The 20,182-nt window shown below is 69.2% G+C and carries 19 protein-coding genes and 1 pseudogene; 9 read left to right on the top strand and 11 right to left on the bottom strand.

Annotated features, from left to right (window positions below; translation table 11 throughout):
• The first annotated feature begins 13 nt into the window (after window positions 1–13).
• The gene (locus O9344_RS10605; protein ID WP_298476407.1) at window positions 14–958 is read left to right on the top strand and encodes an alpha/beta hydrolase; all 945 of its coding nucleotides are present in this window, start codon (window positions 14–16) and stop codon (window positions 956–958) included.
• Here the strand turns inward: O9344_RS10605 and pyk are convergent.
• Together pyk and O9344_RS10595 are read right to left on the bottom strand one after the other, a co-directional pair.
• On the bottom strand, window positions 955–2,388 hold the full coding sequence (gene pyk, locus O9344_RS10600) for a pyruvate kinase (RefSeq protein WP_298476404.1): 1,434 nt from the start codon (window positions 2,386–2,388) through the stop codon (window positions 955–957). The two genes, O9344_RS10605 and pyk, sit on opposite strands and share 4 nt — an antisense overlap.
• A 112-nt stretch (window positions 2,389–2,500) precedes the next feature.
• Window positions 2,501–3,118: a YqgE/AlgH family protein gene (locus tag O9344_RS10595; RefSeq protein ID WP_298476401.1), complete on the bottom strand. Its 618-nt coding sequence runs from the start codon at window positions 3,116–3,118 to the stop codon at window positions 2,501–2,503.
• A gap of 124 nt (window positions 3,119–3,242) precedes the next feature.
• Here O9344_RS10595 and O9344_RS10590 point away from each other — a divergent pair, with 124 nt between their 5' ends.
• A complete protein-coding gene (locus O9344_RS10590) occupies window positions 3,243–4,064 on the top strand; it encodes a protein-disulfide reductase DsbD domain-containing protein (RefSeq protein WP_298476399.1) in 822 nt (273 codons plus the stop codon).
• A gap of 110 nt (window positions 4,065–4,174) precedes the next feature.
• Window positions 4,175–4,660, top strand: a complete 486-nt coding sequence (locus O9344_RS10585; RefSeq protein WP_298476397.1) for a peroxiredoxin — start codon at window positions 4,175–4,177, stop codon at window positions 4,658–4,660.
• Between the two features lie 78 nt (window positions 4,661–4,738).
• Here O9344_RS10585 and O9344_RS10580 read toward each other — a convergent pair whose 3' ends face one another.
• The 8 genes from O9344_RS10580 to O9344_RS10545 all read right to left on the bottom strand — a co-directional run bounded on the left by O9344_RS10580 (window position 4,739) and on the right by O9344_RS10545 (window position 12,190).
• A complete protein-coding gene (locus tag O9344_RS10580; protein WP_298476393.1) occupies window positions 4,739–5,260 on the bottom strand; it encodes a cupin domain-containing protein in 522 nt (173 codons plus the stop codon).
• 98 nt (window positions 5,261–5,358) lie between these two features.
• Window positions 5,359–5,820, bottom strand: coding sequence for a ribonuclease HI (gene rnhA, locus O9344_RS10575; RefSeq protein WP_298476390.1), 462 nt, complete (start codon window positions 5,818–5,820; stop codon window positions 5,359–5,361).
• Window positions 5,817–6,779: a homoserine kinase gene (locus tag O9344_RS10570; RefSeq protein ID WP_298476387.1), complete on the bottom strand. Its 963-nt coding sequence runs from the start codon at window positions 6,777–6,779 to the stop codon at window positions 5,817–5,819. Before O9344_RS10570 ends, rnhA begins: the two co-directional genes overlap by 4 nt.
• A gap of 8 nt (window positions 6,780–6,787) precedes the next feature.
• The gene (ispH, locus tag O9344_RS10565; protein ID WP_298476384.1) at window positions 6,788–7,747 is read right to left on the bottom strand and encodes a 4-hydroxy-3-methylbut-2-enyl diphosphate reductase; all 960 of its coding nucleotides are present in this window, start codon (window positions 7,745–7,747) and stop codon (window positions 6,788–6,790) included.
• 64 nt (window positions 7,748–7,811) lie between these two features.
• Entirely contained in the window at window positions 7,812–8,096 is a 285-nt protein-coding gene (locus O9344_RS10560) for a DUF4031 domain-containing protein (protein ID WP_108178333.1), read from the bottom strand.
• A 7-nt stretch (window positions 8,097–8,103) separates the two neighbouring features.
• The gene (locus O9344_RS10555) at window positions 8,104–9,468 is read right to left on the bottom strand and encodes an AarF/ABC1/UbiB kinase family protein (RefSeq protein ID WP_298476373.1); all 1,365 of its coding nucleotides are present in this window, start codon (window positions 9,466–9,468) and stop codon (window positions 8,104–8,106) included.
• A 73-nt stretch (window positions 9,469–9,541) separates the two neighbouring features.
• Window positions 9,542–11,386, bottom strand: coding sequence for a M3 family oligoendopeptidase (locus tag O9344_RS10550; protein WP_298476370.1), 1,845 nt, complete (start codon window positions 11,384–11,386; stop codon window positions 9,542–9,544).
• A 123-nt stretch (window positions 11,387–11,509) separates the two neighbouring features.
• Window positions 11,510–12,190 carry a class I SAM-dependent methyltransferase gene (locus O9344_RS10545; RefSeq protein WP_298476368.1) on the bottom strand — a complete coding sequence of 227 codons (681 nt, stop codon included), beginning with the start codon at window positions 12,188–12,190 and terminating at the stop codon, window positions 11,510–11,512.
• A 183-nt stretch (window positions 12,191–12,373) separates the two neighbouring features.
• On the opposite strand from O9344_RS10545, the gene O9344_RS10540 reads away from it, so the two are divergent.
• The 6 genes from O9344_RS10540 (at window position 12,374) to O9344_RS10515 (ending at window position 20,086) form a co-directional block, all read left to right on the top strand.
• A complete protein-coding gene (locus O9344_RS10540; protein WP_298476365.1) occupies window positions 12,374–13,201 on the top strand; it encodes a UDP-2,3-diacylglucosamine diphosphatase in 828 nt (275 codons plus the stop codon).
• A 5-nt stretch (window positions 13,202–13,206) separates the two neighbouring features.
• Window positions 13,207–14,223, top strand: coding sequence for a glycosyltransferase family 1 protein (locus tag O9344_RS10535; protein ID WP_298476362.1), 1,017 nt, complete (start codon window positions 13,207–13,209; stop codon window positions 14,221–14,223).
• A 100-nt stretch (window positions 14,224–14,323) separates the two neighbouring features.
• The gene (locus O9344_RS10530) at window positions 14,324–15,805 is read left to right on the top strand and encodes a sigma-54 dependent transcriptional regulator (RefSeq protein ID WP_298476357.1); all 1,482 of its coding nucleotides are present in this window, start codon (window positions 14,324–14,326) and stop codon (window positions 15,803–15,805) included.
• 138 nt (window positions 15,806–15,943) lie between these two features.
• On the top strand, window positions 15,944–17,584 hold the full coding sequence (locus tag O9344_RS10525; protein ID WP_298476354.1) for a L,D-transpeptidase family protein: 1,641 nt from the start codon (window positions 15,944–15,946) through the stop codon (window positions 17,582–17,584).
• 236 nt (window positions 17,585–17,820) lie between these two features.
• On the top strand, window positions 17,821–19,605 hold the full coding sequence (locus O9344_RS10520; RefSeq protein WP_298476351.1) for a DUF882 domain-containing protein: 1,785 nt from the start codon (window positions 17,821–17,823) through the stop codon (window positions 19,603–19,605).
• A 115-nt stretch (window positions 19,606–19,720) separates the two neighbouring features.
• Entirely contained in the window at window positions 19,721–20,086 is a 366-nt protein-coding gene (locus tag O9344_RS10515) for a DMT family transporter (RefSeq protein WP_298476348.1), read from the top strand.
• On the opposite strand, the pseudogene O9344_RS10510 reads toward O9344_RS10515, so the two are convergent.
• Window positions 20,058–20,182: pseudogene (locus O9344_RS10510) on the bottom strand (IS630 family transposase); the annotation flags it as partial. The gene O9344_RS10515 and the pseudogene O9344_RS10510 sit on opposite strands and share 29 nt — an antisense overlap.

Raw genomic sequence — 20,182 nt, 5'->3', positions numbered from 1 at the left:
CCGTAGATCCCCCATGGCTCTCGATCCGCTGATCACCGCCGCCGCGGTGCCGGCCCTGCTCGCCGGCTGGACCGCCATGCGCGCCCGCCGCATCACCCGCAGCTTCCCGCCGGAAGGGCGGTTCCTGCCGACGCGGGCCGGCGCCTTGCACCTCATCGACAGTGGCGATGCCGATGAGCAGCCGCCCGTCGTCTTCCTCCACGGCGCGTCAGGCTCGGCCTTAAGCTGGCGGCCTGCCTTCGGAGACCGGTTGGACGGGCTCGGCCGCGTGCTGCTGGTCGACCGGCCGGGGCATGGCGCCTCGGAGCGGCGGGCGGGCCGCGATGCTGCGCGCCTCGAACACCAGGCGGGCGCCATCGTCGATGCGCTGGACGGGCTCGGCATCGGCAAAGCCGTCATCGTCGCCCATTCCTGGGCGGGGGCGCTTGCCTGCCGCATGGCGCTCGACCATGCCGACCGCGTGGCGGGCCTCTGCCTCATCGCGCCGGCCACCCATCCCTGGCCCGGCGGGGTCCACTGGTACTATGCGGTTGCGGCGAGCCCGGTCCTCGGCCCGCTGTTCTCCTGGACCGTGGCCCTCCCCGTGGGCGAGGCCTGGATGCGCGCCAGCATTGCCGGCGTTTTCAGCCCGCAGGCGGTGGAGGACGATTATGCCGAGGCGGCTGGCATCCCGCTGGTGCTGCGGCCGCACCAGTTCCGCGCCAATGCCGAGGACGTGGCAGGGCTCCTGCCGCAGGTCGAGGAGCAGTCGCGGCTCTACGGCGACATAAGCTGCCCTGTGACGGTGATCTCGGGCGATGCCGATGGCGTCGTCTGGACCCATCTCCACTCGGCGGGCCTTGCCCGTGACATTGCCCAGACGAAGCTCATCATCATGCCCGGCGTCGGCCATGGGCCGCACCATGCCGATCCGGAGCGCATTATCGCCGAGATCCGGGCGCTGCAGGCCGGAGCCTAGATCTCCGCGTCGTCCGAGCCGACGAAGGCGATGCGCAGCATGTTGGTGGCGCCGGGGGTGCCGAGCGGCACGCCGGCGACGACGATGATGCGCTGGCCCGGCTTGGCGAAGCCGTCCTTGAAGGCGAAGCGGCAGGCGCGGCTCACCATGTCGTCGAGGTCGCGGGCATCCTGCGTGACGACGCAATGGACGCCCCAGAGCAGGGCGAGCCTGCGGCCCGTGGCGATCTTCGGGGTGAGGGCGATAGTCAGCGGCTTCGGTCGCTCGCGGGCGACACGCAGCGCCGTCGAGCCGGACATGGTCCAGCAGACGATGGCCGAGAGGTCGAGCGTCTCGGCGATGTCGCGGGCGGCGAGCGCGATGGCGTCGGCGCCGGTCGCCTCGGGCTCGGCGCGCTGGCCCTGGATCACCGCGCGATAGGTGGGATCGGCCTCCACCTCCTCGGCGATGCGGTTCATCATCGCCACCGCCTCGACCGGATACTGGCCGGCGGCGCTCTCGGCCGACAGCATGATGGCGTCGGCACCCTCGAAGACGGCGGTGGCGACGTCGGAGACCTCGGCGCGGGTCGGCACCGGCGCGGTGATCATGCTCTCCAGCATCTGGGTGGCGACGACCACCGGCTTGCCGGTGCGGCGGGCCTGGCGGGTGATCTGCTTCTGGATGCCCGGCACCTTGGCCATGGGCAATTCCACTCCGAGATCGCCGCGGGCGACCATGAGCGCGTCGGAAATCTCCATGATCTCGGCGAGGCGGGCGACCGCCTGCGGCTTCTCGATCTTGGCCATGACGGCGGCGCGGCCGCGCGCCACCTTCTTCACCTCGGCGACGTCCTCGGGCCGCTGGACGAAGGACACCGCGATCCAGTCGACGCCGGCATTCAGCGCCGCATCGAGGTCGGAGCGGTCCTTGTCGGTGAGCGCCGAGACGGGGAGGGTGGTGTCGGGTAGCGACACGCCCTTGCGGTCCGACAGCTTGCCGCCGACCAGAACGCGGCACTCCGCGCGCTTCGGCGTGCAGGCAACCGCCTCCAGCAGCACCTTGCCGTCGTCGAGGATGAGGCGATGCCCCGGCTCGAGCGCTGCAAGGATCTCCGGATGGGGCAGGTGGACGCGGCCGACATCGCCGGGCGCCTTGTCCGAATCGAGGACGAAGGTCGCGCCGTTCACCAGCATGACCGGCCCGTCCTTGAAGGTCCCGACGCGCAGCTTCGGGCCCTGGAGGTCGGCGAGGATGCCGATGGGCCGCTGCACCTCGTGCTCGATGGAGCGAATCGTCTCCACGAATTCCCGCAGCTTGTCGTGCGGCGTGTGGCTCATGTTGATGCGGAAGACATCAGCACCGGCGGCGAAAAGGGCGCTGATCTGGTCGCGGCTTGTGGAGGCGGGTCCGAGGGTGGCGAGGATCTTGGTCCGGCGCTGGCGTCGCATGTGTGAATTCACTCCCTGACGCGATCCTAAACCGGTTCGATCGCGCAGGGCGAGAGGCGGGCGACGGTTTCGCGCGGAAGAACGCTTGAGTGAGGGCCGTGACGCCCCGATGTCAGGCGTGGCCGGATTCGCTCGACAGCATCCCCGGGTCGATGCCGATCTTGCGCATGGCGCGCTCGTACTTGGTCTCGACGTCAGCGCCGAAGATCAGGTCCGGGTCGGCCGGGCAGTGCAGCCAGCCATTGGCCTGGATCTCGTTTTCGAGCTGGCCTGCCGCCCATCCGGCATAGCCGAGTGCGAGGACGGCGCTGGCCGGGCCCTCGCCAATGGCGAGCGCCTTGAGGATGTCGAGGGTCGCGGTGAGGCAGATGCCCTCGTCGATGGGGAGCGTCGAGTTCTCGATATAAAAGTCGGATGAGTGTAGGACGAAGCCGCGGCCGGTCTCCACTGGCCCGCCGCGCAGCACCCGGATCGAATCGACCCGGGGCGGCAGAGTGATCTTCCGCGCCTCGGGGATGATGTCGAGCTGCACCAGCAGGTCGGAAAAGGCGAGATCCGCGGCGCTCTGGTTCACCACGATGCCCATGGCGCCATCGGCCGAATGGGCACAGAGGTAGATGACGGTGCGCGAGAACCGTTCGTCGCGCATGGTCGGCATCGCGACGAGCATCTGTCCATCGAGATAACCGCGGACGCGGTCGCGCCCCCCGCTTCGGATCTTGCCTGCCATGCCCCACGCTAACCCGGACAGCCGCGATTTGCCAACGCGCGAGGAGGCGGTGGACGTGCGGTGTCTGCATGTTCAACGGAACGTCAGTGGCAAAAATCCGGCGGCGGACATAAGAGTTCCTGCCATGCTCGACCGGCGCGCCCTCCTGTCTTTCCTGGCGCTGGCCGGGACCGGGACGCCGGTCCTGGCGGCACCATCAGCGTCTGCCTGGTCGCGCGACACCAAGTCCGCGGTCCGGCTGCTCGACGGCGGGTTCGAGGGCGGTGTCCATCTCGCCGGCGTTGAGATCACCCTCGATCCGGGCACCAAGACCTATTGGCGCACACCCGGCGATTCCGGCGTCCCTCCCCATTTCGACTGGTCGAAGTCGACCAATGTCGCTGATGTGGCGGTGTCCTGGCCGGCGCCGTTGCGCTTTCCCGACGGCAACGGCTTTTCCATCGGCTACAAGACCGGCGTCGTCTTCCCGCTGACGGTGAAGCCGAAGGTCGCCGGCCAACAGGTGCGGCTCGGCCTCCATCTCGACTATGCGGTCTGCGACCAGATCTGCATTCCCGCCAAGGCCGATGCGCTCCTCGGCCTCTCACGCACCCCCTCCGACCCGGCTGCCGCCGCCGCCATCGCCCGCTACCGGGCGAGCGTGCCACAGCAGGCCGTGCCGGGCCTTTCCCTTGCCATCGATGCGGTGGATCGCTCCGACCAGTGGCCGGTGGTGACACTGAAGGCCGAGGTGGAGGCCGGCGCGCCGGCCGATCTCTTCGCCGAGGGGCCGGACGCCCATTGGACGCTGCCCTTGCCCGAGCCGCAGGACACATCCGGCGCGATGCGGCGCTTCAAGCTCACGCTCGACGGGGCGCCGCGCGGCACCGATCCGCTCGGCCATGCGCTGACCTTCACGCTGGTCTCGGGCCAGCGTGCGCTGGAGGCAAAGCTCACCCCCCGCTGATCGCGCCGATGCCGTCTCGACGGCGGCTGGGTGACGCACTAAGTGTTGTCGCGTCTTTGCAACAGGCGGCCCGCGGGCTGCGTTCCCTATCCTTCATCGAGGAGTTCCCCATGACGATCCAGGTCGGCGAGAAGTTGCCGGAAGCCACCTTCCGCACCATGACGGCCGAGGGCCCCGCCGCCCGTACCACCGGGGAGATCTTCGCCGGCAAGACCGTCGTGCTCTTCGCCGTGCCAGGCGCCTTCACGCCCACCTGCCACAAGAACCACCTGCCGGGCTTCGTCGCCAATTTCGAGGCCATCAAGGCCAAGGGCGTGGACGCGATCTACGTGACCTCGACCAATGACGTCTTCGTCCTCGACGCCTGGCAGAAGGCCACCGGCGCGGTCGACAAGGTCGGCATCCTCGCCGATGGCAGCGCCGATTTCGCCAAGGCCGTCGGCCTCGAGAACGACATGAGCTCCTTCGGCATGGGCATGCGCACCAAGCGCTATTCCATGCTGGTGAAGGACGGCGTCGTCACCTCGCTGAACATCGAGGACGGCCCGGGCAAGGCCGATGTCTCGGGCGCCGAGAACCTGCTGAAGCAGCTCTGAGCGCTGCGGCCGGTCCGACCGGCCGCCGCATCACGTCCCGCGCCGCCCCGGCCTGCCGGCCCGGGCGGCGTCGTCGTTTCAGAAGCCGAGGACGCCAATGGCGCCGAGGAGGCCGATGCCCACCAGCGGCACGCCGGCGCGCATGGCATAGGCGGGCGTGCGGGCAGGCAGGATCTGCCGCAGACGCTCGACGATGCGGCCCGCCTTGCGTGCGGCGCGCAGCGGCAGGGTGACGAGAGCGGGAAGGCTGTCGCGGCAGATGGCGTGCTTGCGGACGTAGTGAGGCACATGCCAGGTCGACCATGTCCCGGCACGGAACAGGGCGGCATCACCCGGGCGTAGGGTGCGGGGAGCCGCGCCATCGCCGGAGACGATCACCTCGCCCTCGATGATGTGGACGATCTCGTCGCCGCCGAAATACCAGCGGAAAGACCCGGCCGTGCAGTCCCAGACCATGGCGGAGGTGGTGCCATCCGAGGAATCCGACCAGTGGCGGCAGCGGGCGACGGGGTTGCCGCCGATGACCCATTCGGGACGGATCGGGGCGGGGTCGAGGTCGAGATGGGCGAGGCTCTCGGCAGAGAAAGGCGGCCGCGTCATGGACGTCTCCTGTGTCACGCCGGGACACGCGCCCCGGTTGCGTCAGGAGATCGCAAGAGCCTTGCCGAGTTTCACGCTGGCGTGATGGCGTGGCCGCGTCAGCGGGTCTTGAAGGGCGCCATGCCCATCCGCGCGAGTTCGTCGGCCCGCTCGTTCTCGGGGTGGCCTGCATGGCCCTTGACCCAGTGCCAGGTAATCTCGTGAAGGTCCGCGACGTCGTCGAGGCGCTGCCACAGCTCGGCGTTCTTCACCGGCTTCTTGTCGGCGGTGCGCCATCCGTTGCGCTTCCAGCCGTGGATCCAGGTCATGATGCCGTTCTTCACGTACTGGCTGTCGGTGTGCAGGTCGACGCGGGAGGGGCGGCGCAGTGCCTCCAGGGCGTTGATGGCGGCGAGAAGCTCCATGCGGTTGTTGGTGGTGACCGGCTCGCCGCCGTTCAGCTCCTTCTCCACCTCGCCATAACGCAGGATCGCGCCCCAGCCGCCGGGGCCGGGATTTCCCGAGCAGGCGCCGTCGGTGAAGATCTCGACGCGACGGGGATCAGCAGCGGCGGTGCTCATGCGAGGCCGTATTCGGTGGGGGAGGTGACCTTCTGGTGGAAGCGCATCTTGCGCAGATATTCCAGCGGGTCCTTCGGCGTCACCACCGCGCCCGGCGGCACGTTCAGCCAGTCGACGAGCCGGGTGAGGAGGAAGCGCAGCGCCGAGCCGCGGGCGAGCAGCGGCAGGGCGGCGGTCTCGGCGGCGCTCAGCGGCCGCACCGCCTGATAGGCGGCGATCATCGCGCTGCCCTTGGCGAAATCGAACTCGCTGTCGGGCGAGAAGCACCAGGCGTTGAGGCAGATGGCGAGGTCGTAGGCGAGGATGTCGTTGCAGGCGAAGTAGAAGTCGATGAGGCCCGACAGCCGGTCGTTGAGGAAGAAGACGTTGTCGTTGAACAGGTCGGCATGGATGACGCCAGCCGGCAGGTCCTGCGGCCAGAAGGCCTCGCAATGGGCGAGTTCGGCGGCGATGGTGGCGGCTAGGTTCGGCGCGACCGTGTCGGCACGGTCCTTCGCGCGCTCGTAGAGCGGCCGCCAGCCCGGCACGGAGAGGGCGTTGACGCGGGTCAGGGCGAAGCCGGAGCCGGCGAGGTGGAGTTCGGCCAGTGCCTTGCCGACCGCGGCGCAGTGCAGGACCTGCGGCCGGCGGATCCACATCCCATCGAGGAAGGTGACGATGGCGGCCGGCCGTCCAGCCAGCTCACCGAGCGTCTCGCCGTCCTTCATGTGCACCGGCTGCGGGCAGGTGAGGCCGCGGGCGGCCAGATGCTCCATCAGGCCGATGAAGAAGGGCAGGTCCTTCGGATCGACCCGCTTCTCGTAGAGGGTGAGGATGAAGCTGCCGCCGGTGGTGTGGAGCAGGAAGTTCGAGTTCTCAACGCCCTCGGCGATGCCCTTGAACGAGAGCAGCGTGCCGATGTCGTAGCGCGCCAGATGGGCCGAGAGGTCCTCGGCGGTGACGTCGGTATAGACGGCCATGGCAGGTCTCAGGCCGCCGCGTCGGGGCGCAGCTGGCGGGGCAGGGGGAAGAAGACGCTCTCGTCGGCGGTGGAGACGGTCTCGACCGAGACTTCGTAGCGTGCCGCGAAAGCCTCGATGATCTCCTCGACCAGGACCTCGGGGGCCGAGGCCCCGGCGGTGATGCCGAGCGAGGCAATGGCGCCGAAGCGGGTCCAGTCGATGTCGGCGGCGCGCTGGACGAGGTCGGCGATGTGGCAGCCCTCGCGCTCGGCGACCTCGCGCAGGCGCTGCGAGTTGGAGGAGTTCGGCGCGCCGACGACGATCATCGCCTCGACATGCGGCGCGACGCGCTTCACCGCCTCCTGGCGATTGGTCGTGGCGTAGCAGATGTCTTCCTTGTGGGGCCCGACGATGGCGGGAAAGCGCTCCCGCAGGCACTCGACGATCTCGCGGGTGTCATCCACCGACAGGGTCGTCTGGGTGACGAAGGCGAGCGCCCCGGGGTCACGCGGGGTGAAGGCGCGGGCATCCTCGATGGTCTCGACCAGGGTCACCGCGCCGGCGGGCAACTGGCCCATGGTGCCGACCACCTCGGGGTGGCGGGCATGGCCGACGAGAACCACCTCGCGGCCGCGGCGATGGTGGATCTCCGCCTCGCGATGGACCTTGGTGACGAGGGGGCAGGTGGCGTCGATGGCGAGGAAGTTGCGCTCCTGCGCCTCGGCCGGCACAGATTTCGGCACGCCATGGGCGGAGAAGATGACGGGGGCGGCGGTGTCGGGGATCTCGTCGAGTTCCTCGACGAAGATGGCGCCCTTGGCCTTCAGCCCGTCGACGACGAAGCGGTTGTGGACGATCTCGTGGCGGACATAGACCGGCGGACCGTAGAGCTTGAGGGCCTGCTCGACGGCATCGATGGCCCGCACCACGCCGGCGCAGAAACCGCGCGGCGAACACAGCAGGATCTTCAGCGGCGGCTTCGTCAAGGCGCTCTCCGGATGGGACGCTCCCGTTTCGGGGGAAGCGGCGCGCCTGTCAAGGCGAGGCGCCTCAGGCGGCGCGCGGCAGCGATGCGCGCGGCTGCCTGACTCGGCGGAAGACCGCGACGATCTCGTGGCGGGTGCAGGGGATGGCGCCCATGGCGATGGCGCGGCGCCGCTCGAAGCCGGTGAGGTCGTAGTGCGGCGCGCTGGTCTTCGGGGGGCCCTGGTAGATCAGCCGGTGGACGCCCATGGCGCGGGCGAAACGGTGCAGCTCCTCCTCGGTGTCGGCGAGGAGGTGGCACCATTTGAGGCCCTGCCAGTCCCAGATGGGATCATCGACATAGACCGCCATGCTCGCCTCAGGCGGCAAGAAGCCCGGCCGAGCCGAGTGCCGCGTCCTGGCGGGCGGTGACCGCCTCCAGCGAGAACTGGTCGATCTGTTCGTTGAACAGCCGGTAGAAGTTCAGCTCGGCTTTCAAATGCAGGAAGACGCCGCCGAGGCCGATGGCGGCGCGGTCCATCAGCACGAATTCCTGCGGGATCGTCACCGGCCCCTTCTCCTTCAGCGCCTTGTGGACGGTGAAGGCCTCGCGCCGCCCATATTCGCCGGGCGAAATCCCGTCGGCGATGGAGCGGACGCGGTCGTCGAGCAGCGGGCCGTAGATGAAGCGCGCCCAGAGGTTCAGGATGTCGATGAGGTCGCGGTTGAGGTTGCGGAATCCCCAGGTCTCGTAGGCATGGACGATGCGGGCGTCGTCATGGGTCTCGAGGCCCTTGTAGAGGTCGATCACCGCGCCGATGAAGCGCGGCGGGAAGATGCGGATGCAGCCGTAGTCCAGAAGGTTGATGCCGCCCGGCTCGCCTGCCTCCTCGAAGACCGTGTAATTGCCGAGATGCGGGTCGCCATGGATGACGCCGATGGCGGTGAAGGGGTGCCACCAGGCCCGGAACATCGCGATGGCGAGACGGTTGCGGATCTCCAGCGACGTGTCGACGTGGCTCAGCATCTTGGTGCCGTCGAGCCAGGAGAGGGTCAGCAGGCGGCCGGTCGACAGCTCGTCGCGCACGTCGGGCACGCGCACCAGAGGCTCGTCGGCGAGGACGCCACGATAGAGCGCGGCATTTTTCGCCTCGCGCCGGTAGTCCAGCTCCTCGCGGACGCGGGCGCCGATCTCCTTGATGATCTCGCGGGTGTCGACCGCCGGGTCCATGCGGCGGTGGATGGCGAAGAGCACTTCCAACTGGGCGAGATCGGCCTCCACCGCCGACTGCATGTCGGGGTACTGGAGCTTGCAGGCGAGGGCCATGCCGTCATGGGCGGTGGCGCGGTGCACCTGGCCAAGCGAGGCGGCGGCAGACGGGATCTTGTCGAAGGTCGCGAACTTGCGCTCCCAGTCCGGCCCGAGCTCGGCCATCATCCGGCGCTTGACGAAGGCCGGGCCCATGGGCGGCGCCTCGGACTGCAGCTTCTGCAGCTCTTCGGCATATTCGGGCGGCAGGACCTCGGGGATGGTGGCGAGAAGCTGGGCCACCTTCATGATCGGGCCTTTGAGGCCGCCCAGCGCCCGGGTGAGGTCGGCGGCATTCTTCTCGCGATCGAGGTTCGCACCGAAGAGGCGCGCCGCGGCGATGGAGGCGGCGGCGCCCGCGACATTGGTTCCGACGCGGGCATAGCGCGACAGGCGTCCGGTCAGACGGTTGGCTTCGTCGTCGCGTGGGGGCATGCGGTGCGTCCTCGTGCTGTCGAGGGGCAGATAGGGTGCCGCGGTGCCGGTTTCGAGGGGGCTATGGTTCGGCCTACCCCTCCATCGCCTCCAGCTCGTCGATCAGCCGGGCGATGACGCCGAGGCCGCCCTGCCAGAAGGCGGGATCGCGGGCGTCGAGGCCGAAGGGCGCGAGGAGTTCGGCGTGATGCTTCGTGCCACCGGCCGAGAGCATGGCGAGGTAGCGCTCGGCGAACCCTGAATCGGCCTTCTCGTATACCGCATAGAGCGAGTTCACGAGGCAATCGCCGAAAGCATAGGCGTAGACGTAGAAGGGCGAGTGGATGAAGTGCGGGATATAGGCCCAGAAGGTCTCGTAGCCCGGCTTCAGCTCGATGGCGGGGCCGAGGCTCTCGCCCTGCACGCTCATCCAGGCGGCGCAGATGTCGTCGGCGGTGAGTTCGCCGTCGCGGCGCGCCGTGTGGATCTTCCGCTCGAAGGAATAGAAGGCGATCTGGCGCACCACCGTGTTGATCATATCCTCGACCTTGGAGGCGATCAGCGCCTTCTTCTGGACGGGGTCGGTGGTGCCTTTCAGGATCGCCTTGAAGGTCAGCATCTCGCCGAAGACGGACGCCGTCTCGGCGAGGGTGAGCGGGGTCGGCGCCATCAGCGCGCCGTTCGGCGCGGCGAGGACCTGATGGACGCCGTGGCCGAGCTCGTGGGCAAGGATCATCACATCGCGCGGCTTGCCCTGGTAGTTCAGCAGCACATAGGGATGGGCGGAGGGCACGGTCGGATGGGCGAAGGCACCCGGCGCCTTGCCGGGGCGCACCGGGGCGTCGATCCAGCCCTCGTCGAAGAAGCGGCGGGCGATGTCGGCAAGGCGCGGTGAGAAGCCGCCATAGGCGGAGAGCACGGTGTCGCGCGCTTCCGTCCAGGCGATGGTCCGCTGCTCGACCTTCGGCAGCGGCGCATTGCGGTCCCAGTGCGGCAGGGTGTCCTTGCCGAACCATTTGGCCTTCAGCCGGTAATAGCGGTGCGAGAGGGCGGGGTAGGCCTCGCGGACGGCGGCGACCAGGGCGTCGACCACCTCGCGCTCGACGCGGTTCGCAAGGTGGCGGGAATCGGCGACGTCCTCGAAGCCGCGCCAGCGGTCGGAGATTTCCTTGTCCTTCGCCAGCGTGTTGGTGATGAGGGCGAAGGTGCGCAGGTTCTCCCTGAAGGTGGCGGCGAGGGCCTCGGAGGCCTTGCGGCGGCTCTCCTCGGCGCTGTCCTGCAAGAGGTTCAGCGTCGGTTCGAGCGGCAGTTTCTCGCCGTCGATGTCGAAGCGCAGGCTCGCCATGGTTTCGTCGAAGAGGCGGTTCCAGGCGGCGCGGCCGGTCATCGCCTTCTCGTGGAAGAGCTTCTCGATCCGGTCGTCGAGCTGGAACGGCTTGTCCTTGCGGATATCCTCGAGCCAGGGCCGGTAATGCGCCAGCGGATCGCGGCTGATGGCCTGGTCGAGGAGCGCGTCGTCGATGCGGTTCAGCTCCAGCGTGAAGAACAGCAGGTGCGAGGAGATCGCGGTGATCTTCTCCTGGATGTCGCCATAGAACTTCACCCGCTTCGGATCGGTCGTGTCGCCGGCATAGACGAGGCCGGCATAGGAGGCGAGGCGGCCGAGCCGGTCTTCGAGCCGCTCGAAGCGGGTCACGGCGTCGGTGAGATCGGCGGTCGCGCTGGGGGCGCGGGTGACGGCCTCGAGCCTGCCCTTGAACGCCGCCTCGAAGGCCACGGCCTCGGTCTCGCCGGCCTGCAGATCGGCGGCAATCGCCGGATCGTCCATGTCGCGGTAAAGGGCGGCGAGGTCCCATTCCGGCAGGGCGCCGACGGCCTCGTCGGCACGGCCGCGGGAGGCGGCGCTCTTCGAGGCGGCGTCGTTGACGGACCGGCGCATGCGGGCCTCCTGAAGCTTCGGCGGACAGGAGGCTGTATGGGCGTTCCGCCCCGGCGGATCAACGTCCGCGGCGCTGGCCGGGGTCCTCTGGCGCGAGCCGTTGCCGATCGGCAACGGGGCGGGTCAGCCGACTGCGGCGAAGGCCTGCGGAACGGCGTCTGCGGCGGTGAGCTTGCGGAAGCGGACCAGCGTATAGACGCCGAACAGCGCGACGCGGCGGCGCTCCACCACCATCACGCCGCCATGGTTGGCGGCCCAGGCCTCGAGGCGGTGGAAGGGGAATTCCGGCCGAAGGCCAAACGCGTGGGCGTGCTTGGAGAACCAGCGCTCGACGGCCGCGGCGAGGCCCTTCTCGGAATAGAGGTGGTTGACGAGGATGATCTCGCCGCCGGGCCTGAGGACGCGGGCGCATTCGTCGAGCACACGCTCGGGGCGCTCGACCAGCGTGATGACGAACTGCGCGGTGATTGCATCGAACATCCCGTCGGGAAAGGCGAGGTCATGGGCGTCCATGACCTGCACGTCTTTCACATGCGGAAAGGCGCCGCTCGCCATGCGGTCGCGGGCGCGGGCGATCATCGGCTCCGAGAGGTCGATGCCATAGACCTCGTGCTCCGGGCCGTAGTCCTGGAACGACAGGCCGGTGCCGACACCGAGTTCGAGGATGCGGCGGCCGGCACGCTTGGCCGCATCGGTGGCGGCGCGACGGCCGCTTTCGAAGATGGGACCACAGACGGCGTCGTAGATCGGCGCCCAGCGCGCATAGGCGCGTTCCATCGTATCGCGATCGAGATCTCCGGCCATGCGGCACTCCCGGCAATGAGGCCCGGACGATGGCCCGGGCGACTGAAAGCGGAGCGCTAGCAGCGGCGGACGACAGTTCGACGACAGGATGTCGCAGGTTTCTCGCGCCGCTGCGGCAACCTGTCACAAAAGCGCAGCGGGAATCTGGTCTGGGTCCAGCAAACAATCTGGCGGAGCCACGGCATGACGGTGAAGCGGCACAGGGCCCTGTTCATCTCCGACGTCCATCTTGGCGCCCGGGGTTCGCAGGCACAGCTCCTCATCGACTTCCTGCGCCACAACGAGGCCGATGTCGTCTATCTGGTCGGCGACATCGTCGATGGCTGGCAGCTCAGGCGCGGCTGGTACTGGCCGCAGGCGCACAATGACGTGGTGCAGAAGCTGCTGCGCATGGTCCGCAAGGGCAGCCACCTCGTCTATCTCCCCGGCAATCACGACGAGTTCCTGCGCGACTATTTCGGCACCCATTTCGGTGGCATCGAGGTGATGGACCGGATTGTCCACGAGGCGGCCGATGGCAAGCGCTACCTCGTCATCCACGGTGACGCCTTCGATGTCGTCGTCATGCATGCGCGCTGGCTCGCCCATCTCGGCGACTGGGCCTATGACGCGGCGCTCTACTGCAACCGCTGGGTCAACTTCTTCCGTCGCCGCCTCGGGCTCACCTACTGGTCGCTGTCGGCCTGGGCCAAGCTGAAGGTGAAGAAGGCCGTGAACTTCATCGGTGCCTTCGAGGAGGCACTGGCCCTGGAGGCGCGTCGCCAGAAGGTCGACGGCGTCATTTGCGGCCACATCCACCACGCCGCCATCAAGGACCAGCTCGGCATCCGCTACATGAACTGCGGCGACTGGGTGGAGAGCTGCACCGCTCTCGCCGAGAGCCATGACGGCCGCTTCGAGATCATCCGCTGGACCGTTCCGGTTGCCGCTCCCGCGAGCCTGCCGGAGGAGGAGCCCGCCCTCGTCCCGACGCCGCTCGCCATGCCCGGGCGGCCCAAGGTGGAGGCCTGAGGCCCATGCGCGTCGCCCTCGCCACCGATGCCTGGGCCCCGCAGATCAACGGTGTGGTCCGCTCGCTGACCGAAACGGCGGCGGCGCTCGGCCCGCTGGGCTACGCCGTCGATTTCATCACGCCGGAGGGCCTGCCGAGTTGGCCGCTCCCGACCTATCCGGATATCCGCCTCGCTATCGGCGCGGGGTCGGCGGTGGCCGAGCGGCTCGACCGCCTCGCGCCCGACGCGCTCCACATCGCAACCGAAGGCCCGATCGGCCATGCGGCGCGGCGCTGGGCGCTGGCGCGGCGTCTGCCCTTCACCACCAGCTATCACACCCGCTATCCCGAATATGTGCGGGCCCGCGCGCCGGTGCCGGAAGCGCTGACCTATGCATGGCTGCGCCACTTCCACGGGCCGGCCTCGCGCACCCTCGTGCCGACCGAGACCATGCGGCGCGAACTCGCCTCCTGGGGGTTCCGGAACCTGTCGGTCTGGTCGCGCGGCGTCGATGCCAGACTGTTCCGGCCGCGGGAGCTCGGCGCCGTCGCATGGCCGCGGCCGCTGATGCTCAGCGTCGGCCGGGTCGCGGTGGAGAAGAATCTCGAGGCCTTCCTGTCGCTCGACCTGCCGGGCACCAAGGTCGTGGTCGGTGACGGGCCACAGCGTGCGGCGCTGGAGCAGCGCCATCCCGACGCTGTGTTCCTCGGGTCGCGCACCGGCGAGGCGCTCGCCGAATTATACGCGAGTGCCGACGTCTTCGTCTTCCCGAGCCTGACCGACACCTATGGGAATGTCATGCAGGAGGCGCTCGCCTCGGGGGTGCCGGTGGCGGCCTTCCCCGTGGCGGGCCCGCTCGACGTCATCACCGATCCGGCGGTCGGGGCGCTCGATGGCGACCTTGCGGCAGCGATTCGCCGGGCGCTCACCCTCGACCGGACGGCCTGCCGCGCCTTCGCGCTGACCCGCAGCTGGGAGGCCGCGGCGCGCCAGTTCGCCAGCGCGCTTGCGCCTTTCGCCAGCGTTGCGCGGGCGGCCTGATCCGTTCCCGGCCAGGGCGTTAGAGGGCCGTTAACCCGACCTTAAGCGGCGACAACCACCTTCTCCCGAATCGAGACATCCGCATCGGGAGTGCATGCCCATGACCACCATCCTCATCTGCGACGACGATCCGGTGCAGCGCCGGCTGGTGGAGGCCATGGTGCGCAGGTTCGGCTATGAGCCGCGGATGTGCGAGAACGGCGAGCAGGCGATGCAGGTTCTCGCCGCCGAGGGGGACGCGATCGACCTCGTGCTCCTCGACCTCGTCATGCCCGAGCGCGACGGCATGGGTGTCCTCGCCGCCATGCGCGAGGAAGGCATCGTCAAACCGGTCATCGTCCAGACCAGCCAGGGCGGCATCGACACGGTCGTCAACGCCATGCGGGCAGGCGCCACGGATTTCGTGGTGAAGCCGGTCGGGGCCGAGCGTCTCTCCGTTTCCATCAAGAACGCCCTGAAGACCGAGGCCCTCGTTGCCGAGGTGCAGCGGCTGAAGCGCAAGGCCGAGGGGACGATGTCGTTCAAGGACATCGTCACGCGCTCGCCGCGGATGCAGCCGCTCCTCAAGATGGCCGAGAAGGCCGCAGCGTCGATGATCCCGGTGATGATCGAGGGCGAGAGCGGCGTCGGCAAGGAGCTGCTCGCCCGCGCCATTGCCGGATCCGGCGAGCGCCGCGGCAAGCCCTTCGTCGCGGTCAATTGCGGCGCCATCCCGCAGAACCTCGTCGAGAGCATCCTGTTCGGCCACGAGAAGGGCGCCTTCACCGGCGCCACGGAGAAGCATACCGGCAAGTTCGTCGAGGCCCATGGCGGCACGCTCTTCCTCGACGAGGTGGGCGAGCTGCCTCTCGAGACGCAGGTGAAGCTGCTGCGTGCCATCCAGGAGGGCGAGGTCGATCCCGTGGGCGCCAAGCGCCCGGTGAAGGTCGACATCCGCATCGTCTCCGCCACCAATCGCGATCTGATCAAGGCGGTGAAGGACGGGAACTTCCGCGAGGACCTCTATTACCGCCTCTGCGTGTTCCCCATGACGCTGCCGCCGCTGCGCGAGCGCGCCGAGGACATTCCCGACCTCGTCCGTCACTTCCTCGCGCGGATTGCGGCGGAGGAGGGCAAGCGCATTCGCGGCGTCCAGCCCGCCGTCTTCGGCCTGCTCTCCGCCTATCCCTGGCCGGGCAATGTCCGCCAGCTCGAGAACGCCGTCTTCCGCGCCGTGGTGCTCTGCGACGGCGATGAGCTCTCGGTGGCCGATTTCCCGCAGATCGCCGCGCAGGTCGACGGCTATGAGGTGGTCGTGCCGCTCGCCCCGCCGCCGGTCATAGCCGCCCCGAGCATCCAGCCGGCCATGATGGCCCAGCCCGCCATGATCGTGCCGGGCGCCTCCATCGCCCTCGTGGACGAGGCCGGCCATGTCCGGCCGATGGAGCAGATCGAGACCGACGCGCTGCGCTTTGCCATCGATCATTATCGCGGGCAGATGTCGCAGGTCGCGCGGCGGCTCGGCATCGGCCGCTCGACGCTTTACCGCAAGCTGAAGGATCTTGGCCTCGAGGAAGGCTCCGAGGCCGCCGAGGAGGTGTGACCGCGAAGTCGCGCGGCGCGGAATTCGCGGCCGAACAAGACTTCGTGGCTTGATCGTTCCGCGACACATGACGGAAAAACGGGCGGTTTCAAAGCATGGGCGGTCCGGCCGGATTCGCCGGGACGTGAGGGGACGGGAATGCAACTGCGCTCGGCTTTGCTCGCTTGCGCCCTGGTGGGCGCCACGGGGCTTGTGACCCGTGCCGAGGAGGCCAGCCGCTTCCGCCTCGCCGGCTGGGAGGTCGAACAGGCGATCCCGCGCCCGGACCTTGATGGCGCGGGTCCGCTGAAGCCGGCCGATTTCGGCCTCGCCGCCTTCCCCGTCTCGCCGCTGGTCGCCGAGGTCAACAATCCCGACGACGAGGCGCCGGAGACGGTGCAGGCCCCGCCGGTGCCGCAGCCGACGGAGGCCGACTTCGCCGCGATGCCGGACGACCCGCCGAGCCTCGTCGAGGCCGGCCAGCCCGACCCCGCCATCAGCGCCGAGCGCGTCGCCCAGCAGCTGCGCGTCCTGCTCGCCCGCCCGGGTGGTGACCGCGCCCTGCAGCAGGGCTTCAACCCGTTCTATGCCGGCCGCGCCTACCAGCCGCTCTTCGTCAGGGAAGGCATCATCTCCGAGCGTGGCCAGCAGGTGCTGAACCGCCTTGCCCGGGCCGGCGAGGACGGGCTCGACCCCTCCGCCTATCGGATCGATCTGCCAACGGGCCCGCGCAACGCCGAAAGCGTCGCCCGCCTCGAGCTGGCCCTCGCCCAGGCCGTGGCGCGCTATGCCTCCCATGCCTCGGGTGGCCGCACCGACCCCAAGCGCCTCTCCGGCTATTTCGACGTGGCGCCGCCGCGCATCGAGACAGCGGTCGCCCTCGGCGCGCTCGCCGCAGCGGCTGACGTCTCTGCTGCCATCGACGGCTTCAACCCGCCGCATGCGGGCTTCCGGGCTCTGCGCGCCAAGCTTATCGAGATGCGCGGCGAGCGCCGGGAGATGAGCACCACCGAGGCCTCGCGCCTCCATGCGCTGCGCGAGCGCGACCTCATCGCCAATCTGGAGCGCTGGCGCTGGCTGCCGCGGACGCTGGGCGAGACCCATATCTGGGTGAATTCGCCGGATTACCATGTCAACGTCGTGCGCGAGGGCCAGGTGGTCCATCGCACCCGCGCCGTCATGGGCCGCCCGGAGACTCAGACGCCGGTCTTCTCTGACGCGATGAGCTTCATCGTCTTCAACCCGTCCTGGCACGTGCCGCATTCGATCGTGCGGCGCTCGATGCTGAGTTCGGCCGCCCGCAACGGCGGCTATTTCGCCCATCGCGGCATCCAGGTGATGCAGGGCGGCCGGGTCATCGACGCCTCCACCATCAACTGGGCCTCCGCCAATATCGGCCGCTACTCCTTCCGTCAGCCGCCCGGCACCGCCAATGCGCTGGGGCGGATGAAGTTCATGTTCCCCAACCGGCACGCGGTCTACCTGCACGACACGCCGTCGCGCTCCTATTTCGCCCACAGCAACCGCGCCCTGTCGAATGGCTGCGTGCGCGTGCAGAATCCGGAGGAGCTTGCCGAATTGCTGCTCGGCATCGCCCTGCCCGGAGACAATTGGTCCACGGCCAGGATGCGTAGCATCTATGGCTCGGGCGAGCGCACGGTGCGCTTCCGCCAGGCCATCCCGATCCACCTCGTCTATTTCACGATGACAGTGGATGCGACAGGGAAGCTCGTTGAGCTTCCCGATATCTACGGCCACAATGCCCGGGTTCGTGCCGCCCTGACCGGGATGCGCGGCTAAAGGTTTCGTTCACAACGCGGGCAGGGGGCGTGCGTGTCGCAGCATGATTTCGCCACTTTTGCTGCCTACCGCTCACGCTGCCGTGAACGGTCGCATGGTTGGCGAACTGTTGACGGATGTCAGGGATCTTTAACCGTTCCCGGCGATGATGCGTTCACCATGGTCGCCTGGCGGCCCTGGTCCCGTGCTTCGTGCAGCGACAGAGCCAGGTCATAGTGCCCTCATCCCACCGATCCGTGCCTGGCCTGGTCTCGCGCAAAGCCCTGCGCGCCTGTGCCACCGTCACTCTCGGTGTCGGCTTCCTCATCGCCATCAGCAATTCGACGCAGACTGTCGTGGCGAACGGCGACACGCGCACGCTGTCCATGCTGCACAAGCATACGGGCGAGCAGATCCTCATCACCTTCAAGCGCAACGGCCGCTATGACCAGGAAGCGCTGAACAAGCTCAACTGGTTCCTGCGCGACTGGCGCCGCGACGAGCCGACGCGGATGGACCCGCACCTCTTCGACATCGTCTGGGAGGTCTATCGTTCGGTCGGCGCGCAGTCACAGATCCACGTCGTCTCGGCCTATCGCTCCGCCGGCACCAACGCCATGCTGCGCCGCCGTTCGCGCGGTGTCGCCCAGCAGTCCCGGCACATTACCGGCCAGGCGATGGACTTCTACATTCCCGGCGCGTCCATGACCCGGGTGCGCGAAGCCGGCCTGCTGCTGCAGCGCGGCGGCGTCGGCTTCTATCCGGGCTCGGCCAACCAGTTCGTCCACATGGACACTGGCTCCGTCCGCCACTGGCCGAAAGTGTCGCGCGATTATCTCGCCCGCCTGTTCCCAGACGGTCGAACCGTCCATATCCCGTCCGACGGCCGCCCGCTGGCCGGCTTCGAGACCGCGCTGGCCATGGTCCGCGCCCGTGGCGGCACCGCCTCGCGCTTCTACGATTCGCGGGCCGACGAGGCCGTGACCTACGAGGACGACGATGACAGCGCCCGTGGCGGGGTCATCCGCCAGCGCAGTTCGTCCATGGGCCTGTTCGCCGGTCTGTTCGGCAACCGCCAGCAGCAGGCGGCCCCGGCGCCGCAGCCGGCGGCTCCTGCCCCGGCTCCCGCCCCCGCCGCGGAAGCCGCTCCGGCCCCTGCCGCCGCCGCGCCGGCCCAGCCGGTGCCGACCGCCATCAACCAGCCGGCCCCTGGCCGCCCGGTGCAAATCGTCACCAACGCGCCGCCGCGGATGCAGATCGCCGCCGCTCCGCTGCCGCTGCGCGCGCCCCCCGCCGCCGAGCGCCTGCGCGGCAATGCCGAGGAGGAGGCGGAGCCCCGCCTCGTCGCCGCGCCGCTGCCCGCCGCCCGCCCTGCCATGCCCGGCACCGCCGTGGCCCTGGCGCCGGAACCGTCGACCCGGCCGACCGTCCTCAGCGAGCCGGCCGCGGTCGCCCAGGCGCCGCTGCCGCCCGCGCGCCCACAGGTTCTCGCCGCCGCCTCGTCGCAGCCGACCCTGCCGCCGCTCATCACGACGGGTGAGCAGCGCGGCCGCCAGGCCGAGGGCGAGCCGGCGATGGCGCTTGCCTTCGCCTCCCCGTCGCAGCCGGTCACGCTGCCGGGCCAGACATCCCTCCAGGGTCCGCAGCCCCGCCCGGCCCAGGCCGTGCGGGCTGCCCCGCAGGCTCCTGTCCAGGCTGCGATGGCACCTGCCACCGCGCCGCGTCCCGCCGCCCGCCCGACCCGCGTCGCCGCCCCCGCGATGGTGCCGCCGAATATCAACGGGTCGCGCGGCACCGTCGTCTTCGCCCGCCAGACCACCGATCGCGCCGTTCCCGCCGCCACCCTGCAGGCGCCGGACCCGCGTGAGCGCCAGCTGCTGCAACAGCCGGCCCAGGTCGTCGCCATGACCTTCTCCGCCTCGGCGCCCGCCACCGTGCCGACCCAGCGCTTCAGCGGTGAGGCCGTTGCCTCGCTCCGCACGCTGGAATTTGCCGAGCCGGCGGCTCCGGCCCGCCAGCGCGGAGCCTGGCTCTCGCGCTGAGCCCGCCCGACGGCGCCTCGCGCGCCTGCCCTGCGCCGTGCCCCATGGCGAAGCACCCATCCGCTGTCGCATCGTCGCCCGGCGCCGGCTCCTTGCCGCGTCCGCGATGGAGCCCATGGATTTCACCCGCCTCATTCCCGTCGCCCTCGCCGTGCTGTGGGGGCTCAACTGGCCGGCGGTGAAGATCGGCCTGTCGGAAGTGCCCCCCTTTGCGCTGCGGACGGTGGGCATGGGGGCAGGGGCGCTGATCCTGATCGCTCTCGCCGCCCTCCTCGGACGGTCGCTGAAGGTGGCGCGGGCGTCATGGGTGCCGCTGATTATTTCCGGCGCCTTCAACATCGCCCTCTTCAATCTCGCGGTGGTCTTCGCGCAGCTCAACACGACGACGTCGCGGGCGGCCATCCTCACCTTCACCACGCCGCTCTGGGCTATCGTGCTAGAGCGCCATTCGATCAGGCTGCATCGTACCCTGCTGCGTTGAAGTAGTTCCGGCATTCGGCGGGCTGGAAGTGGTCGATGAGGCGGCCGATCGCGGCCCATAGCCCGTCCACGGTTCGCTCGGCGGCCTTTCTGAGCA

The sequence above is a fragment of the Phreatobacter sp. genome, from assembly GCF_027532945.1.
In the GTDB taxonomy this organism is placed as follows: domain Bacteria; phylum Pseudomonadota; class Alphaproteobacteria; order Rhizobiales; family Phreatobacteraceae; genus Phreatobacter.
The sequence above is the reverse complement of the archived record's forward strand: the minus strand, read 5'-3'. Positions and strand labels throughout refer to the sequence as shown.

Excerpts from the sequence above, each read along its gene's own strand:
- O9344_RS10605 (WP_298476407.1), top strand. The coding sequence starts at position 14 with ATGGCTCTCGATCCGCTGATCACCGCCGCCGCGGTGCCGGCCCTGCTC.
- O9344_RS10580 (WP_298476393.1), bottom strand. The coding sequence starts at position 5,260 with ATGACGCGGCCGCCTTTCTCTGCCGAGAGCCTCGCCCATCTCGACCTC.
- rnhA (WP_298476390.1), bottom strand. The coding sequence starts at position 5,820 with ATGAGCACCGCCGCTGCTGATCCCCGTCGCGTCGAGATCTTCACCGAC.
- O9344_RS10595 (WP_298476401.1), bottom strand. The coding sequence starts at position 3,118 with ATGGCAGGCAAGATCCGAAGCGGGGGGCGCGACCGCGTCCGCGGTTAT.
- O9344_RS10570 (WP_298476387.1), bottom strand. The coding sequence starts at position 6,779 with ATGGCCGTCTATACCGACGTCACCGCCGAGGACCTCTCGGCCCATCTG.
- O9344_RS10535 (WP_298476362.1), top strand. The coding sequence starts at position 13,207 with ATGCGCGTCGCCCTCGCCACCGATGCCTGGGCCCCGCAGATCAACGGT.
- O9344_RS10550 (WP_298476370.1), bottom strand. The coding sequence starts at position 11,386 with ATGCGCCGGTCCGTCAACGACGCCGCCTCGAAGAGCGCCGCCTCCCGC.
- O9344_RS10585 (WP_298476397.1), top strand. The coding sequence starts at position 4,175 with ATGACGATCCAGGTCGGCGAGAAGTTGCCGGAAGCCACCTTCCGCACC.
- O9344_RS10540 (WP_298476365.1), top strand. The coding sequence starts at position 12,374 with ATGACGGTGAAGCGGCACAGGGCCCTGTTCATCTCCGACGTCCATCTT.
- O9344_RS10555 (WP_298476373.1), bottom strand. The coding sequence starts at position 9,468 with ATGCCCCCACGCGACGACGAAGCCAACCGTCTGACCGGACGCCTGTCG.
- O9344_RS10560 (WP_108178333.1), bottom strand. The coding sequence starts at position 8,096 with ATGGCGGTCTATGTCGATGATCCCATCTGGGACTGGCAGGGCCTCAAA.
- O9344_RS10590 (WP_298476399.1), top strand. The coding sequence starts at position 3,243 with ATGCTCGACCGGCGCGCCCTCCTGTCTTTCCTGGCGCTGGCCGGGACC.
- O9344_RS10525 (WP_298476354.1), top strand. The coding sequence starts at position 15,944 with ATGCAACTGCGCTCGGCTTTGCTCGCTTGCGCCCTGGTGGGCGCCACG.
- O9344_RS10530 (WP_298476357.1), top strand. The coding sequence starts at position 14,324 with ATGACCACCATCCTCATCTGCGACGACGATCCGGTGCAGCGCCGGCTG.
- O9344_RS10545 (WP_298476368.1), bottom strand. The coding sequence starts at position 12,190 with ATGGCCGGAGATCTCGATCGCGATACGATGGAACGCGCCTATGCGCGC.
- O9344_RS10515 (WP_298476348.1), top strand. The coding sequence starts at position 19,721 with ATGGATTTCACCCGCCTCATTCCCGTCGCCCTCGCCGTGCTGTGGGGG.
- pyk (WP_298476404.1), bottom strand. The coding sequence starts at position 2,388 with ATGCGACGCCAGCGCCGGACCAAGATCCTCGCCACCCTCGGACCCGCC.